This is a genomic window from Undibacterium sp. GW821-FHT07F11, from assembly GCF_059418665.1.
Map to the genome: position 1 here is coordinate 353,736 of NZ_JBWKQH010000008.1, position 16,443 is coordinate 370,178.

Sequence of the window (16,443 nt, forward strand, 5' to 3'; positions counted from 1 at the left end):
TTTAGAGGAAACATCATGATTAAGGGTCTTGCAATCACGCCACCGATTTTAGGACGTATTTCCATAGGTAGTGTCGTTGAGAAGAATGGCAAGCGCCTGCCAGTGAAAGAAGATTTCTTTACGATCACTTCGCAGGTACAGGGACGCAATGGCTGGGTCAATCACCCGCTGGATGAGGAGCTACGCAAGAAGGCTGGTGTGGACAAGCTGCGCTCGATTCCTGTACGGGTCTTGTTCAATGCGCCTGAGTTGAACCTGCGGGCGGAATACAGTTTGTTTGACCGGCAGACCGGGCGTCCTCTGTGTGTGGGGAATGGGGATACTTGCAGACGGTTCACAAACTCAGGCATGCAAAGCCTGCCCTGCCCTTCGCCGGATGGCTGTGAGCTGGCTAAGAATGGTGCCTGCAAGCCTTATGGCCGCCTGAATGTGCAGATCGGGGATGAGGATGAACTGGGGTCGTTTATTTTCCGGACCACTGGGTTTAACAGCATTCGCACGCTGGCGGCACGGCTCAGCTATTACCAGGCGGTGTCAGGCAACCTGCTGGCTTGTCTGCCGCTGGAGCTGAGACTCAGGGGTAAAAGCACGACCATGAGTCATCGGTCTGCTATTTATTACGTAGATCTAACTGTGCGGGAGGGATTGACGCTGGAGGCTGCGATTGCAACCGCCAGGGAGACGGATCAGCGACGCAGGGATGGCGGGTATGACCAGGTGGCGCTGGATGTGGCTGTCGCACATGGGTTTGCGAATGGGGCTTTTGAGGAAAGCGAGGAGGAAATGGTAGACACTCTGGAAGAATTCTACCCTGCTTCAAACCACTCTCTGGATAGCGACGATATGAAGGATGGTGATCTGGTTACTGTTGGTCAACAGCAGGTAATCAAAATTCCTAAACCAAGCTTGAAAGAGAAACTAGGCACAAGAGCAGCCTTATTAGTGCCTGCATCTGTTCAACGTTGATATGGAGATTTTTGTCGATGGACAAAAGAATTAGTCTTGACGCAATTGAATAATCAGATCTTCTATCAGGTAACGCTGATGCGGTGGTAACAATAAAATCTTTTGCGCTAAAGCAATTGCTTCAGGTGTTGGTTGAAATTCACTTGAAGCAATATCTTCTTTGCCTTTATCTTTTTGCACACCTGGTGAAGGTCCGTAGTGCAACCAATGTTCATCCACATCAAGCCATTTGGCTAAAGTCGCCAACTTATCGTTAGTTGGGATGGCTCTACCGGATAACCACTTATGTGCGGTTTGTGCAGATATTGGCTCTCCCGAATAAAGCAAATTAAATCGCAAGGCAAGTTCAGTAGCTCCTTTTATAGGGACCGCGCTGCGCCTCAGGGCAATTTCCAATCGTTTAGAAAACGAAGCTTTTTCGTCAATGGTAGGCATGTGCGCATTTTGCGGCAACGTGTATGCCTACACTCCAACCAAATAAGATATTTATATCCTATTTGGTTTAATTTTAGCATGATCTAGGCTAAAATATTTGTCACCTTACACAAAGCACAATTTGCGTAAGCAAATATCTCGCTCTCATTTACTACGTACGCATTATTCATTTCAAACCCCTACCTCACCTTTAAAGGCTATCCATGAACGCAACAGACAGATTTATAAAACACGCACTTATTTGCTTCGGCATATTTTTCTGCTTCACCCTTATCGCTGTATTTTCACCAAAGATTCACATCGGCTTTTTTGGCTGCCTTGCACTGCTGGTATCAGGCACATTCTTCACAACCATAGGTGTCGTAATCGGTGACGCAGTAAGAAGGTTTGTGCGCCCAGACATTATCCTCACAAGCAATGCAGTCGAGACATTTCAGAAGAAAGTCTTCTGGATGATCGGCCCGCAATTCATTGGCTGGTTTATTGGCTTGATCGCTTGCAATGGCTTTATGGGAAATGTCTTGGGGTACAAAGGACTTTTCTGACAAAGGCACTACGTTACAGCGCAAAACAACGCGTCAATTTCATCTCTATTATTAAAGGAATTTTCAAATGAAAAAAATCTTTATCATCGCAGCACTAAGTATTTTCTCTGCTGTCAATGCCTATGCAGCCGGACACGTTGGACAATGTGTTTTTCCAAAAACAAAACCAGCAAAGAATGGCAATCTTGAATTCAAGAAGCCAATTCAGATTTATACAGCTCCAAACTCTACAGAATCACAAACACTCAAAACCCTCTCTTCATTCACTATAAAAGCAGAAGCCAATGGCTTTATACAATTGGTGACCGTACCAGACGAAGATAAGCCAGCACCAGAAAAAAACGGTGGCAAGGTTGTGGGATGGGCGAAGCTGTCTGACTTCGAGCTTCAGGATTTGAGAAACTGTAACTGAATCGTTGCTTAAACTGCAATCAATCTGCTTGGCATTACCAGCCAAGCAGATATCACGCTCAGAACCCGATTTGTGAACAACACAAGTCTGGTTGAATTACCTTCCTCGGCCTGCCTCTTTTGCTTGATTTTGGCTTAGGCATATTACCTTTACCAAAAATTCGACCGCCTCCAGGTGCAACCAATTTGATAAAGTAGTCGGTCTTAGTAAGGTATATTGCAGCATTACTTAGATCCTTACGCATTTCAATATCGGAATGATTGACCATCCCTATTCCACAGGATTTATATTTTGCTTTCATGCGATTGCAATTGTAATAGTAGCCTTTGCCTAAGGTGATAGCGTTTCCCCAGTGCTCACCAATCAATCGTGCAATCGTCACATCCTCCTGCACCTTTGCACCGTTTAACAATAGCAGCAGGTGATAGTGAAAACCCTTCTTGGCCCCATACTCAAGCTTCCAGGCAAACCCCAGGAAACAATCTCCTGGCAGCTTGTTACGCAAATAGTGAAGCATCATCTTCCAATGTTTTTTAACCTCAATGTATGTAACCTGACTTTCAACACGCATAGGCCAGTCATGCGCGTTGTGATAATGCAGATCCAGACGAATGGCAAGTATTCGTGAACACACTGCAAAATGTGCGTCTATATATTTGGTCAGGCCTGCATAATTTTTATTACCAGATCTTTCACTTGCATCAATCTGTGATTTAAATTTTTCACTGCGTCCCTGCTTACGAAGTTCAACGACTCCATTATTTAAATGGCCGATACAATGATCCACCTCTTCCCCTGAGAGTACGTGAACTATGAACGGAAACTCATCCAGGTAAAGAACGTCAACCAGAGGCATAAACAATTCAACATATGGATTAAATTTGTGCATTGGAAAGTTTTTTCTGATACCGCCTAAGTCAATTTTCAATGCATTTAAAAACCTCTTACCTAATGAGGTTGCATAAACATATTTACGCCGTGTATGTTTATTCACTTTCTCCATAAAAAGAACATCATCTGTTTTGATGACGTCCTTAACCACCGATACCACCTGATTCAGGTCTGCAATAAAAGACCACTCATTCGTTATCGCTGGTACAACTTTACCATCAAGGTTTACATAGGCAATGCTGCTTTGTTGTGAAGCTACTGTAATAATCGATCTTTGTTTATCATCCATTTTTTTAACTTTCTTAAGCTGTGGCCTACAGGTCACAAGCAATATGCTGATCGTGGCTGAGCTTCACTTTGCATATCAATTACAGATATACCTGTCGTTGTTGAGCATTAAAATTATTGAAAATAATTCAATTAAAATTATTTATTGATATTTCTTTTTAATAACATATATACCAATAATCAAGCAGAGAAAAAGACTCATGGATTCGGATAAAATGCATCATCTGCAACAGGAAATACGCCCAATAATAAAATTATCAAAATGAAAAGTTAGTGCAAATAACCAGCGTGCCAACTGTAGAAAACCCCAGAAATCTTAGTTCCGTCTCCCTATGAAAATCAGTTTTAATACTTTTTTTATGCTCTGGTTTTTTTTGCGGTTTACTTTTCCTGATGAATCGTTTTTCCCTGCATATGCCCCACCTTCTTGGCAACCCCGGCAGAAGGGCTAGTTATTGCCCCAAGTGTGCGTCTGAAAGACCAAACGTCAAGTACTAGGCCAGTGCATCGACTACAGCATTCAAAACCCAGTCGCTGGCGTTCTCAATATTCCGACGCGGCTGACAAATACAAAGGTCGTATCTGCTCTGGATCAGAAAATGTTGGACTATTTAGCGGTGCAGATTGATGCAAAAGGCAGACGAATATGTGCATCCCTTTGCATCAATCGATATGGCATAAACAGCCATCACCAGTGAAACAAACTACTCAGCGACTCACTGAGACTCAAGCATGCCGTGCATCTGCATCTAACCTTTCGGCAACCTGTTTTCTTAAATCTGCCGCAGTCTTCTGGGCACAGTTGCAATACTCGCGGATTGCGCCAACTGTCAATTTCAGCTGCCCTGACCTGACTTCCGTTATTAACTCCTCCACCAGACTTGGCAGAGCGGGAAGCGGATGAGTAATGGCGGTGATGTCACTTATCGGTAAATCCAGAGCTGTCGTGACTGACTGTGCGTCTTGATGAGTCATGGTTGAGTCACGCGGCAGTAACGCGATATACCAGCATAAACATGCTACACCTTCAAGGATGACCGAAAATAAAAGACTTATTACCAGCCCTACCTGGCTAACAGTCAGGTTTAACGACTTTGCCAGTCGTGAAGTTACCGGATCGTCACGCACGCCATCTTTGATTTCATATAGACGGTCTTGTCTGGTTTGCCAACGCTGAAAGTCATCTGCCTCGGCATTCAGCACATCCAACTTAGACCGGAGAGCAATCACTTTAGCTCGTAGAGTGAAACAGCCATTAGCACACGGGGCATGCGACTTAATTGCCAATTCTGTTTTGACTTTTCCCAGGTCAGAAAGTATCGTCATTAAATCGCGCTGAGGCGCCTGTCTGGATGATGATTGATCTACTGCAGCAACACGACGCATACCTGCCTGCTGTTGCGACAATGAGAAAAAATTCGCGTGGCTGAAAATGACATAAGCAATACAGGATATCCAAAGGGCAATGGCTCCTGTCTTGACAAAAATTGGCGTGGGACGGCATAGAGCCAATAGCAGGTGTGCAGCAAACACCGCCAGCACACCGACCGATCCCAAGGCCAGCTTATCTGTTAAGGTCTCACCCAATTGCCAGCCTGTATACATTGATACCAAAACTGAAATTGTCGTGGCCATCAACGCGAAAACCAAACAGCCAATTGACGATATCCGCGTTGAAACCTGATTTTTCTTTGTACTCATACTTACCTCATCTACAATTTTAAATATAGTTGGGGCACCACCGATGATGCCCTAACTTCCCACATACGAATCTGTGTCGATATTTGATTTATCGGGTTAAAAAAAGTGAGCTGTATTTAACACTACCCAGGGTTTGCCATTTTCAACAACCACCTGAATTGAACCCTGGCCACCCAAAATAGACAGGCCGCGATTGAAGCGAGCAGGCGTCATGCCAATGTTTACCGAGCTGGACCGCATCTCGCTTTGTCGAAATTTCGTGTTGCCAGTAGTGCGGTAGATTTGGCGAAATGCTTCTTTTAGCTGAATAGCATCGGCCTCAGATTGCGTTTGCTTTGGCGCGACGTACGCCATCTGCGCAAACGTCTCAATATGCCAACCATCCAATGTTGCAGCGCGCTGAACTGTTTCCAATGAAATTTCGCCCGCTGTGCCATGTTCGAAAACATGGAAAGCACCGGCAAGGCGCAAAACACGTTCTGCATGCCTTGCGATATATTCGGCAATAAAAAACCAAGGCGATCCTGAAGCAGAATTTTTGCGAGCCTTGTTTCCAATATCGTTCAAATACTGCGCAGCGTCGTCGCTTAGACGTAGCGCTGGACGTTCAGCAGTCTTTGTGTCGATATGATTGATGGTTATATCAAGAAGCTCTTCAATTTTTTTTGCATAGGCCTGTTTAAGCGAAGGAAAAAGCTCGACCAGATGAAGTGAGGTGCCCGACACGTGTCCATTAAACCATACGACAGAAAAACGGTTGAGCAAGCCAACTCCACCTTTGTCAGTTCCAAATATCGATTCCGTGACTTTGAATACTTCCGGCTGTCCCATCACAAGCATTGAAAAGCGATGACCATGCAATTCAATACGACCGGTTGAAACACGGGCACTACGCAACGGAGATCCGTCCAATAGCTTTACAAGAGTCGGCCCATCTTTCAAAAGATTTTTTAACTGACCAGCTTCATCTGTAAATAACGCAGCTACAGGACAGTCGCGCAAACTTAGGAGAATGGCTTCACGGGTTGCGTCCTCTATGAATGGATCAAAATTTTTGACTGTGCCGTTACTTGCTTCACGATTCGCCAAATATTGCTCAACTGGACCACTCAGAATTTTGAAAATTAAGGTCTTACCAGTACCAGATGGTGCAACCAAAAGACCGTTGGCACCAACAGGCACTTTGATACCATTTGGCCAAGTTACATCAGCAACGCCCTGCGCCAGCAGCGACACAAATGCCATCAACTGGATGCCAATGATTTCAGCGGCAATGCCACTGGTCGAAAGGCAATCCATAATCTCGCCCAACAAACCAGGAAAGGCGTGCAAGGGGTAATGGGAAGCAAAAGGAGAAAAATTATGCATAATTATGCCTCCTCACGTTGGGTGATACGGGCACGCGGGCGGGACGCGAGCCACGCCTCGACCTCAGTCACGAGATAGCCATTGCTGCGCGCAGAAAGCTTTACGGGCAAAGGCCAGGTCGGGTCATATTGAGGCGACTTTGGATCCTGGCGGTTATAGCGTGAAGATTTGCTAGAACGAAGCAGCGTATCAACTTCGCTGCCACGATAGGTAAGGGGTTTAATTGAACTCATATGGACTCTCCAAATTCCAGCCGGAGGAATTCCGGCATCGGGGAGTGAAGAATCGCTGAATTTATGTTCTATGGGGTCGGGAGAATCTTAAAGGGCAGGAAATTGTGAAACGAAATTGGCTTCGACGATTAACTTAAAACCAATTTCGACATAACGTAAAACTAGAGACTTTTCTCAAAAAGAGTCTTAGTTATAGTAGTGAGGCTGCCTGTAATCAGGTGCTACGCGCTCATGTTGAAGCGCTTGACCTTTTACACAATCCATCAAATTAGCCAGTTCCTCAACAATCCAATCAGTGTCATTTGCGCTAAGGATATTCAGTACCTTGTCACATATTGCAGTCCTGAATGCAAATCGTAGCTCTCTAACTTCTGACTGATTAAGTAACGCACTGGCAAACCATTCCAGGCGGTTGGCCCATAAATGTCGATGTTCCTCTGGAACGCTGTCTGTTGAATATTTAATATCCAATAGCGATACCTTGTTCGAGGCATTAATACTTCCACCTTGAGCCGGTTGACCTAACCAGTAAGGCTTGAAATTCGTAGCCCTTTTAATGGAATAAAAAACACAACAAACGGCTGCAATGAGATTCAAGGGGCTTACCTGTTTTGTCTCCTCTTGCTGAGTGTCCTCACCATCGAATCGGAAATAGTAAAAATTACGTAGCAAATTCTGAATATCCACTGCATTTTTTTCAATTTCATCGGCTGCCATGGTTATCCCCATTGCTTTTTCAATGATGACCGATATTTCAGTCTTCCATTGCAGGCAAATTGTAGGCACTTCCTCAATGGAAATTAATGAATCGGATTCTCTAGCATCTTTAATTTTGTCCGAATATACGTTCGCTACCCAGGCACGAATTTCTTTAAATATGGAGTTAATCGGACAGTCTGGGATAGCTTCATGAATTAATTGTTCGTAACCGATCGCAAAATGGGCAAACTCAAGTCTATGGATGTGAATAAAAAGTTCTTCATCCAATGGCACATTCTTCGACTGATGCTGAACAGGAAAATCTTGTACAACTTTTATAAGAGCTGCATATGCAGACATCATTAATTCATATTTCTTACTGTACGCATCAACCAAAATTTTTTCTACATTGTTGATAATATTATTCATCAAGGGATGTAATGAAGAGAACGTTATACCAATCTCTTCAAGGCGCTCATCGCTCAACTCGGCGCTGAGGTATGCCTTCAGATCGGCAATGAGCCACACTTGCTCTTCATTTCTTTCGTAGGGATATGAGTCCCTAAATGACATGGAGGTTTTTTTGTTAGGCACTGGCCGATTGAGCAACTGCATAAGCCTAGACTCCCGTTTTCGGGATAACAAGCTCAAAGTTTTGAGAACCTTAAAGGTAGTCGATTTGTTGACTTGGACATGGTCCTGCACTTTCCGACCGGTAATTTGAAGGATGCCTTTTTGTATCGTTTCAAAAGCATCTTTAGGGGCCAAATCACTACTTTCACCAAATAGCTCACGAGCTAAATTGGTATAGGTACATAGTTCTGGTGAGATAGTTTGCATGTTTCCCAAGTCAAAGCTAGCTGAGAAGATCTCTTGACGGTATTCTTCAGTCATCCCTTCCCGAAGCAATAACGACAATAAGCTTATATGCATTTGCGATCCACCTAGCACAGCAACCTGACTGCGGTATTCTGCAAATTTACTATCAAAGAAAAACTCTTTTGAAAACAGTTTAACGTTTTGAAACCCCTTGATCTGATTTATTTTTTTTTGAAAATCAGATATTACCAATTCAACTAAAGAACCATCCATGTGCAAGTAACTTTCTATAAATCATCCTTCTGCATAAACGGAAGCAGTGGGCCAATTGGAGCAATGGCAAGGAATATTGAATATTTTAAAAATGATATTTGCTAACGATATAAAACCAAGAGAGGTGATTTTTAAAAATTATCACCGTAAATTGCCAAACCATTTTCAGGCCAATCTGCGAGTAAAATGTAATTCGAAGGGCTCACTGTCAGACGATAAACCTGCACTTAGGTCGCAAAGACTTTTCATGAGCGCTTCTGAATAATGAAATCCACCACCGGGGCTATCAGCTTCGTCATATCCGTAAATCAGTTTCAACAACAAAAAAAAGTCCCCATCACAAAAGTCTGACACTTTCGGTAGTCGTTCTTTTATTAAATGCAAAAACACCAAAAGTGCAGTTTCTTCCTTATGCCACAATTGGGCTGCATCTGTACTTAAGCCAAGACTGTGATTCGCAATGTATTGATCTTTGTCAGTCGCATAATCGACGTGCGCAGAACTCCAATGTGTAAAAGCACCGCCGTTTGTACCTGTAATACCTGGAAGGATTTTGACTTCCGCAATCTCGACGTCACCACTTGTTCCGCGTCTTTTCAGCTTCTTTATATTGCTTGTAGTTTGAACTGTTCCCTGTTCCAAACCGTTTTTAACCACAGCGAGTGAAAAATTCTCTGCATCAAATTTTTCACCACCAACTTGAAAATAGTATCGAAGTAAATTCATTATTTCCGCCTGCGATCTTTAGTATAAGCATTAACATATGGTCTTGTCCCATCCAATACAGATTTTTGTAGGCGGTAAGGCTTGCGCCTAATAATTGCGCATGCCTAAACTGGAATCAGTTCAGAAATTAAAGAGAGTGTCCCTTAGATGACTAAGGAAAATGAATTGCATCCTTCCTTAAAAAACACTCAATATCCAACTAATTCAAAAACCTCGCTGTTGATTAAGTGATGTCGAACTAACTGCATTTGTGATTCATCTATGTTCACTTGTGCTACGGTTTTAGGAGACAATAAAAACAAGCCCGACAGATTTGCAAAGTATTCTTTTGAGAGCATCATCAAGTTTTTTGAATATTCGACTGCTGCGCCGCGTATTTGAAACTGCTGCTGAGGACCAAAAAAATCTCCAAATATTTCCCCACTTGAAAGAACAATACGTACATGCACTAGTGGCGAATATATTTGCATGAGGCCCATTGCGGTTGAAAGTGCTATCTTAGTTTCATCAGGCACTGAAGTCGATTCAAGATTTTTCCAATAAGCGAGAATTTCTCCACCGATTTGATAGACGACAATCCCTTTGCACTTTTCAATTAAATTTAAAGCTGCCCTATGTTTCACGGAAAGGGTCTGAATAATCTCCTCGGGCTGCATTGTTTCCGTAAGTGATCCTATATTTTGTATGTTAATTGACAAAACTGTGCCGACACCACTAAAAGACTCAACGCCGGCATCATTAAAATCACTAAATGAATCTGTTGTCTTTAAGTCGGTTGGCTTACTAAACAATCGCGGAAATATTTTTTTTACGATTTGCATAATGAAATATTTTCTTCTCACCTTCAGGATTCAAAAAAAAAACAATTAAATCGTACTTATGGAAACATTGATCCAACACTTCCACCAGCCAATGCCCCCAATAAAGCCAATACTTCCTGGGGAGTGTATCCCATCATAACTAATGACTCGCCAAGGCAATTGGCAATATATGCCCCTGTGCCTTGAGAACCAGCACCTGCTACAGCTTCTGCAGACAACACTCCTGAGAGCCATTTTTTTACTAAATATTGGTTTGCCCAACCTTCACCAGTAATTGCTGCACCTGCAGCGTCGGCTGCTGCGAATGCCTCTCCTGCAACTGCCATCATTACTACTAACTCTATGAGAACAGCACTCAGTGCAATTAGTAATGCAGTTATTGCTATCAAAAGGCAGGCAAATCCGATCTTCTCAAGAGGAGCAAATCCACCATTTGCACCTCCATCAATTTTGTAAGCTCCGGCACCTGTGACTGGATCCAAAATAATGTATCCACTGCCAGTCCAACCATTCGAACTAATGTCTTTTTCATGAACAGTAACTTCTTTTCCAGCCGCCAGTGCATTGATAATTTCGGACTTCACATTTTGATTAATCTGCAAATTCTGCAAAATTGAATTATGCAATGTTTGATTACTTTGGCTGAGTGTGTAAACTTTCTGACCTAATGTGGAAGCAATTTTCAAGATTTTAACTGCTGAAAATCCTTGAGGTTGCCTAGAGTCATCAGCAGCAAGATTTGGATCATGAAATAAGACCTCTGGTATCGCATGTTCCGCTGCAGAAGCTGTAGCGCCAGCGTGTCGCATGAACTGGATAACTGCCGAAGGATTAGAATCCTTTGCTGCAGTGTGATAACGCAAATGGTCCACATCCATACCAGCACCCGGAAAACTAACATTGCGGACTACGCCATAGAAGTAATGCGGTTCAGCTGCAACATAAAAGCGCCCATAGCTTGGCTGTCGATAAGTGACAATGTTCGCTCCCATGCGCGCGGTTAACCTATCGCTGGTATCAACTTGCGCAAAATAGCCCAGTATGCCAGCTTGCAAAATATTTCCAGTAACGTCTTCTTTTGTTATGCCACTAATAATTGAAGCATCACCTAAATTCTGCTGGTATTTAGTTAATACTGTTTTTGCTTCTTCCATCTTCGATCGGAAATTACTAACTTGCTGCGATCCTGTCCCCTGCAAATCCAGACCGATAGCGTCATACTCACCAACCGTAATATCATTGTCGTCGCCACCAATCCAAGAACCCGTGGCAGGATTGAAGTACTGATTAGCTTGTCTAACATTGCTCCCCATCATAAAACTGCTTGCACTGGTTGCCACGACTTGCCCCTCTACTCTGAACTCAGCTTTCATGCTAAGCAAATAGCCTGGCAGAGAAGTCGGCAGCTCGCTCGACTGGATTGGTGTGCCATCCGTATGAGGTTTTGGCAAATAGCTGTTTATTAAATCTTGATCAGCTTGGGTTGCCGGAATGAAGCTCAAAGTTATCTTTTTTCCTGCCAGCTTTGGTGTACTCCTGTTCAACTCAATGAGTGCATTGTCACTGGTGCTGATCCCATCTGCGGGGTAAATGTTTGTCTTGAATTTCCAGCGCAAGTTATCGGGAAGTGTTTGAAATTGACTGCCAGTGGCAACAATTTTGTAAGGTAAGCTACCCAGTAAAATATTGTAATTTTCTGCTTTGATCTTCTGGTTTCCCAGCACATCACCAACAGTCGCATTTGGATTTAGGTTGTTGACGTAGTTTTGTACCTGCACTTGATGATTGTTTATTTGTGCTTGCAAATTCGCTTGGTTCAAATTCTGCACGTAACCATCGGTTTCATTGACTGTCGCACCTTGCTGCAACTGCGTTAGCAGGGCCTGACTATTAAGCGGGACCTTGTTCTTAATGCCCATGCCTGCACTAAAGTCGTATTGCTTATAGCTTGCATCCATAGGTACCCATGTATTTGGGTTTTTATTGATCGCGCCCCGACTTGGTATGTAATCGACAAATGCTTCTACCCATACGTGCTCCATGCGTATAGTGCTGACCGTACCGCCGCTTGACAGTCCGATGTTGGGAATACCTCCTTGTCCCAAAAGATTTTGTGCAGCCTCTGCCTTAGTCACTCCACCTACCCAATTCATAACTTTATCTGTTGGCACGTCAATGGTGCCATAAACATAACGTGCAGGTATGCCGGCTGCCCTGTATAAAGCGATCAGTAAACTAGCTGTATCAAAGGCATTGCCACGCCTGTTTTGTAATGTGAGTTCACTCCCCTGAATACTACCGTAGCTCGGAATGAAGCCAATGTTGTTCCTGACCCAGTTGTAAATTTGTACTGGGTTGTTGTTCAGAGCTGCTGCCTGAGTTTTAATCGCAGGTGTCAGTTGGATATCTTCTGTCTCTGCCGTATCTTGACTGACAGGAAAATTGGGTAAGGTTGCCTGTGCCAGCATCAACCCATCAGGGACAGGGCCAGCCAGCAGAATTTTGTTATAAGTGGGAGGGAACAGACTAGCCTGGTATTGGATTTTGCTGTCATTAGGTTTTCTGACTTTGTTGCCAGGACTACCAAATGGAAGTCTGCTGGGATCAGTATACTGATGCGGTTTGGCATTGGGATACTTGTCCATGAAGCTGTTGAGATCTGTCAACGCTGCCTGACGATCACTGGCCTGGCGTTTATCATCAGCCTGAGCGACTCGATCCATGATTTTGTCAAACTCGGCCTGACGGCTCTGATAGAGCGCCACGGCCTTACTGTGACGTGCAAGTATTTCTGCAGATAATTTCGCGTCTTTGAGATGCTTTTCTGTATCTTTAAAGCTTTGATCAATATCGCTGTAGAGTGTTTTTATCTGATTATTAGCACTTCGGATATTGCTTACATGTTGGTTGACTAGTTCACTGTTGCTACTTGTTGCAGCGGAAAGGGCTAATACGCCTGATTTAGCAGGAGAAGCGATTGCTGGAACTGTGACCTTGAGTTCGTCCTGGATTTGTTTAAGCAGTTGGCTAAGACGTTCCTCTGCACTATTTTGTTTAACTACCGGTAATGACGTATTACCCGCAAGTGCAGCAATATTTGATCGTATTCCGACAGGAGGATTTTGATTGACCTGCCTGCTCATGCTTCCGACCTGCTCCGAGACTGTTCTCACCTGGGCAGATGCCGCGCTAGGGTAAAGAGTCAGGTTACTAAAGGTGATCAGAACTATGCTGGCTATGCAGCGCTGGAATTGAGTTTGGCGGAACATGAGGATTTTCTTTTAGGTTTTCTTGATATAACTGGTCATACGCAAGCCGGACTATCAATCCAGACAGGTGATAGTCGATCATGCAAAAATACATCGGCATTAATAGTTTTGGATTTTGGCAGAACGTTACCAAGGCAATTTAATCGCTTCAGGTAATCATCAGGTATTTTCAAATATGGACATGAATTTCTTTGCTGTTTGATGATCAACATAAAGAAACTGCGACGAAACATTTCGCACTTTCAATTACAAAAGACGCGGAATCGACTTCTTGAATATACGCTGAGTCTATGTATCAGAAATTTGAGCAAACCAAAACACATAGCTACCAAGCAATCGTTGAATGGTATCAATTGCTAGATTTTACAGCAAGAATTATTTTTTGAATAACTGAGGTCTATGTGTCTGTAACATAAAGCGAACTAAGAGCCGCATATAGGCTGTTCCCGGTCAAATCTGCGAATAAGATTGCTGCAAACTCGCCAAATAACATAGTGATTTCATATAGAAGATTTTTTGCATCCATATTTAAATCCATATTTGGATTTAAAAAAACAAAATCCCTTTATTTTCAATCATGTTAGGGCATTATTAAAGTCCACCTATCCCACCAGAATTTTCTTGCAGAGCGATCTGCCAGATGCAAAGAACCCGCTTTTAGCCTTGTGCTTTAGCGGGTTTTTTGTTTGTTCATCTAGTAATTTTCGCGTCTACTGTACTTTACCAACATATTCGATGTCATATATTGACGATCTATTTATTTCTTAAATAAAAGGGATATGCATAATTAAGCGGTTGCTAAAACTATACGCTTTGAGAAGCTTATAACCACTATCTCTTATCTCGAAATTGTTGTTTCAGGTCCTAGCGTACGTTGGGAGAAGGATTGAGTGGGATATTTAATAAGCCATTCAGCCAATGAAGGAGCTCCGCTTTCGAACCACTTTTTATAGCTTTGCCCGTAATATCCCAAAACACCTGTTTTTCCCAGATCATTCGCAACATTCAATCCCAATGCACGCAATGCCGCTCTTACTGCATCCACTTCCTGATTGAATATCTCTTCGGATGCCAAAGAGAATCGCATTGGCAGCTTTATTGGTGAGAGTGCATCCAACATTTCACGAACATTTTGAAGTAAGTCAAAATGCTCTATCAGATCGGCTCGCAATTCAGAACCACACGATGCCAAAGCCAAATCAATTACCTTTGTTCCATTTGGAAGAGTTGGTCTTCGTTTTTCCAACAATTGAATATATTCAGCTTGGGGTGCCAATGCCGCTAACCAGGCTCCCCAGTTGGACTCTCTCCATCCGCTCCCAAAGAGCAGGTCGTCAAGCATGCCGATATTTAGTTTACCGATTGCCCTTCTCAGGAGATAGTAACGTTCAAGCGGCTCACACATCACTTCAGGGTACAGTGGCAAAAACTTCCGATATGCCCTCCCAGATGCACGAGTACTTAACAGCACTCCTTTCAGCCCGCCATTACTCAGTTGAAGGTAATGCATGCTTACTTCCCTGGTCAATTCATCAAGGCAGTCGGGTGGCCAATAATGAATCTCAGACATAGGTTTTTGAGTCATTTACTTCTATCATTTAATGTGTAATTGCAAACAGGTGTATCCACACGATATTACCCCTTCGGCATATACCATTCAAGCCTGGGCATCGAGGGTTACAAGCAAGTATCCGTTTCCAGAAGCGAAATATGGATTGATATACCAGATACGCAGTGTATGTATAAACCGCATTAGCCAAAACTTAATTGGATAACATTAGATTCTCTCAATTAGAAAAAATAATCCGTTGCATATTTTTCCCATTCTAGGTTTTCAATCGAAGCTACGACGTCCTTATCTATTGGTAATGCGAGCTCGTCTTGGAACCATACCAACACTAATCCTGAGCCGTCAGCACTTGCATCACAGGCAGGTTCGAAAGACTCAAGCAATGCCATACAAGCAATCTTAGGCATGCTTTCCCGTTGAAAACGACTTTCCGGTGGTGAAGTAATTGTGATTCTTGGCGGCGCTAGAAAATAAGGTTCTTGATAATCTGTGAAACGGGATTTTGCATCCAGACGGCAGCGTTCTATGATTTGGTCATGCATGTCTTTCGTCGGAGATCCCGCAATAATCCCTCGGTGTATATTCCTCTGCTCCAGAAGAGAAATTTTTACTTCTCGTAAGCCCCCTATATAAAAAATTCCCCGCATAGCATTTTCGGTACGCTGGTGAAGAGGTATCTTAAAATCGCCTATACCAATATGCTCAATCGAGTGTTTCCGAACGGACCAAGCTACACAAAGCATTTTAGAGAAATAATAATACTCGGTACCTGAACGTCCACTTTTCTTATACTCTGGCTCTCCGAAAAAACTAACCAGTTCGTCTTCAGTTTCAACAATCATGCTATCCAAGAGAGGCTTGCGAACAAAAATTCGCTCAAGTTTGTTATCTACATATTTGCAGGCCAATCCATCTGACCTTAACCAACCACCATGCTTAAATACTAGCGAAATACTTTCCTTGAGGTTTAGCATAGTCTCCGATCCATCGTCATGAATGCGATAGACTCCATCTTCCTTATAAATGCGTGCAAAAGAGAAGTTTGCATCTGCGGAAGTGATCATATTTAGAGGGAATTTCTCTATTGATGTTCCTAAGCTGCAATCAAATATCTTAAAAGCTCGTCCATTTATTACTTCTTTGATGGCATCAAAAAATTCATTAGTCAATCTTGCACTCCTGGAAAACCTGCTTTGGAATTGAGTTACTATGCGCTTTTACGCAATCCAGCTTGAAAGCGGGGGTTTTTGTTTGATGAAAGTTTTAATGTTTTAGCCAGATGACAACTCCGTTTTATCCCTGAAAGAATCTAACAGTTTTACCACCTCCTTTCAAAGACAAACTTGATGTGTCACACCTTGTCATAACTTGCACGCTGCAAAGTCTGGTCAATGTCGGCATACTGGAAATGAGTGTCGACACTCATG

The 16,443-nt window shown here is 43.1% G+C and carries 14 protein-coding genes; 3 read left to right on the forward strand and 11 right to left on the reverse strand.

Annotation, left to right across the window (positions count from 1 at the left end; genetic code table 11):
• Positions 1 to 15: 15 nt before the first annotated feature.
• Positions 16 to 966 (forward strand): recombination directionality factor, encoded by a 951-nt coding sequence (locus AC07OI_RS21100; protein WP_495258608.1) that lies wholly within the window; start codon positions 16 to 18, stop codon positions 964 to 966.
• A 30-nt stretch (positions 967 to 996) separates the two neighbouring features.
• Here AC07OI_RS21100 and AC07OI_RS21105 read toward each other — a convergent pair whose 3' ends face one another.
• Positions 997 to 1,401 carry a transcriptional regulator gene (locus AC07OI_RS21105; RefSeq protein WP_495258609.1) on the reverse strand — a complete coding sequence of 135 codons (405 nt, stop codon included), beginning with the start codon at positions 1,399 to 1,401 and terminating at the stop codon, positions 997 to 999.
• Positions 1,402 to 1,604: 203 nt separating this feature from the next.
• On the opposite strand from AC07OI_RS21105, the gene AC07OI_RS21110 reads away from it, so the two are divergent.
• Positions 1,605 to 1,946, forward strand: a complete 342-nt coding sequence (locus AC07OI_RS21110) for a hypothetical protein (protein WP_495258610.1) — start codon at positions 1,605 to 1,607, stop codon at positions 1,944 to 1,946.
• A 67-nt stretch (positions 1,947 to 2,013) separates the two neighbouring features.
• Positions 2,014 to 2,358, forward strand: coding sequence for a hypothetical protein (locus AC07OI_RS21115; protein WP_495258611.1), 345 nt, complete (start codon positions 2,014 to 2,016; stop codon positions 2,356 to 2,358).
• 58 nt (positions 2,359 to 2,416) lie between these two features.
• On the opposite strand, the gene AC07OI_RS21120 is transcribed toward AC07OI_RS21115, so the two are convergent.
• The 10 genes from AC07OI_RS21120 to AC07OI_RS21165 form a co-directional block, all read right to left on the reverse strand.
• Positions 2,417 to 3,538: a YagK/YfjJ domain-containing protein gene (locus tag AC07OI_RS21120; protein WP_495258612.1), complete on the reverse strand. Its 1,122-nt coding sequence runs from the start codon at positions 3,536 to 3,538 to the stop codon at positions 2,417 to 2,419.
• Positions 3,539 to 4,263: 725 nt separating this feature from the next.
• Complete coding sequence (locus AC07OI_RS21125; protein WP_495258613.1) at positions 4,264 to 5,238, reverse strand: hypothetical protein; 975 nt, start codon at positions 5,236 to 5,238, stop codon at positions 4,264 to 4,266.
• 96 nt (positions 5,239 to 5,334) lie between these two features.
• Entirely contained in the window at positions 5,335 to 6,606 is a 1,272-nt protein-coding gene (locus AC07OI_RS21130; protein ID WP_495258614.1) for a DUF3987 domain-containing protein, read from the reverse strand.
• 2 nt (positions 6,607 to 6,608) lie between these two features.
• Positions 6,609 to 6,839, reverse strand: a complete 231-nt coding sequence (locus AC07OI_RS21135) for a helix-turn-helix transcriptional regulator (RefSeq protein ID WP_495258615.1) — start codon at positions 6,837 to 6,839, stop codon at positions 6,609 to 6,611.
• Between the two features lie 186 nt (positions 6,840 to 7,025).
• A complete protein-coding gene (locus tag AC07OI_RS21140) occupies positions 7,026 to 8,630 on the reverse strand; it encodes a hypothetical protein (protein ID WP_495258616.1) in 1,605 nt (534 codons plus the stop codon).
• A gap of 165 nt (positions 8,631 to 8,795) precedes the next feature.
• Positions 8,796 to 9,356: a hypothetical protein gene (locus AC07OI_RS21145; RefSeq protein ID WP_495258617.1), complete on the reverse strand. Its 561-nt coding sequence runs from the start codon at positions 9,354 to 9,356 to the stop codon at positions 8,796 to 8,798.
• Positions 9,357 to 9,544: 188 nt separating this feature from the next.
• On the reverse strand, positions 9,545 to 10,177 hold the full coding sequence (locus tag AC07OI_RS21150) for a nucleotidyl cyclase domain-containing protein (protein ID WP_495258618.1): 633 nt from the start codon (positions 10,175 to 10,177) through the stop codon (positions 9,545 to 9,547).
• 56 nt (positions 10,178 to 10,233) lie between these two features.
• Positions 10,234 to 13,446, reverse strand: coding sequence for a transglutaminase-like domain-containing protein (locus AC07OI_RS21155; protein ID WP_495258619.1), 3,213 nt, complete (start codon positions 13,444 to 13,446; stop codon positions 10,234 to 10,236).
• Positions 13,447 to 14,284: 838 nt separating this feature from the next.
• Positions 14,285 to 15,031 (reverse strand): hypothetical protein, encoded by a 747-nt coding sequence (locus AC07OI_RS21160; RefSeq protein WP_495258620.1) that lies wholly within the window; start codon positions 15,029 to 15,031, stop codon positions 14,285 to 14,287.
• A 206-nt stretch (positions 15,032 to 15,237) separates the two neighbouring features.
• Entirely contained in the window at positions 15,238 to 16,185 is a 948-nt protein-coding gene (locus AC07OI_RS21165; RefSeq protein ID WP_495258621.1) for a hypothetical protein, read from the reverse strand.
• Positions 16,186 to 16,443 lie beyond the last annotated feature (258 nt).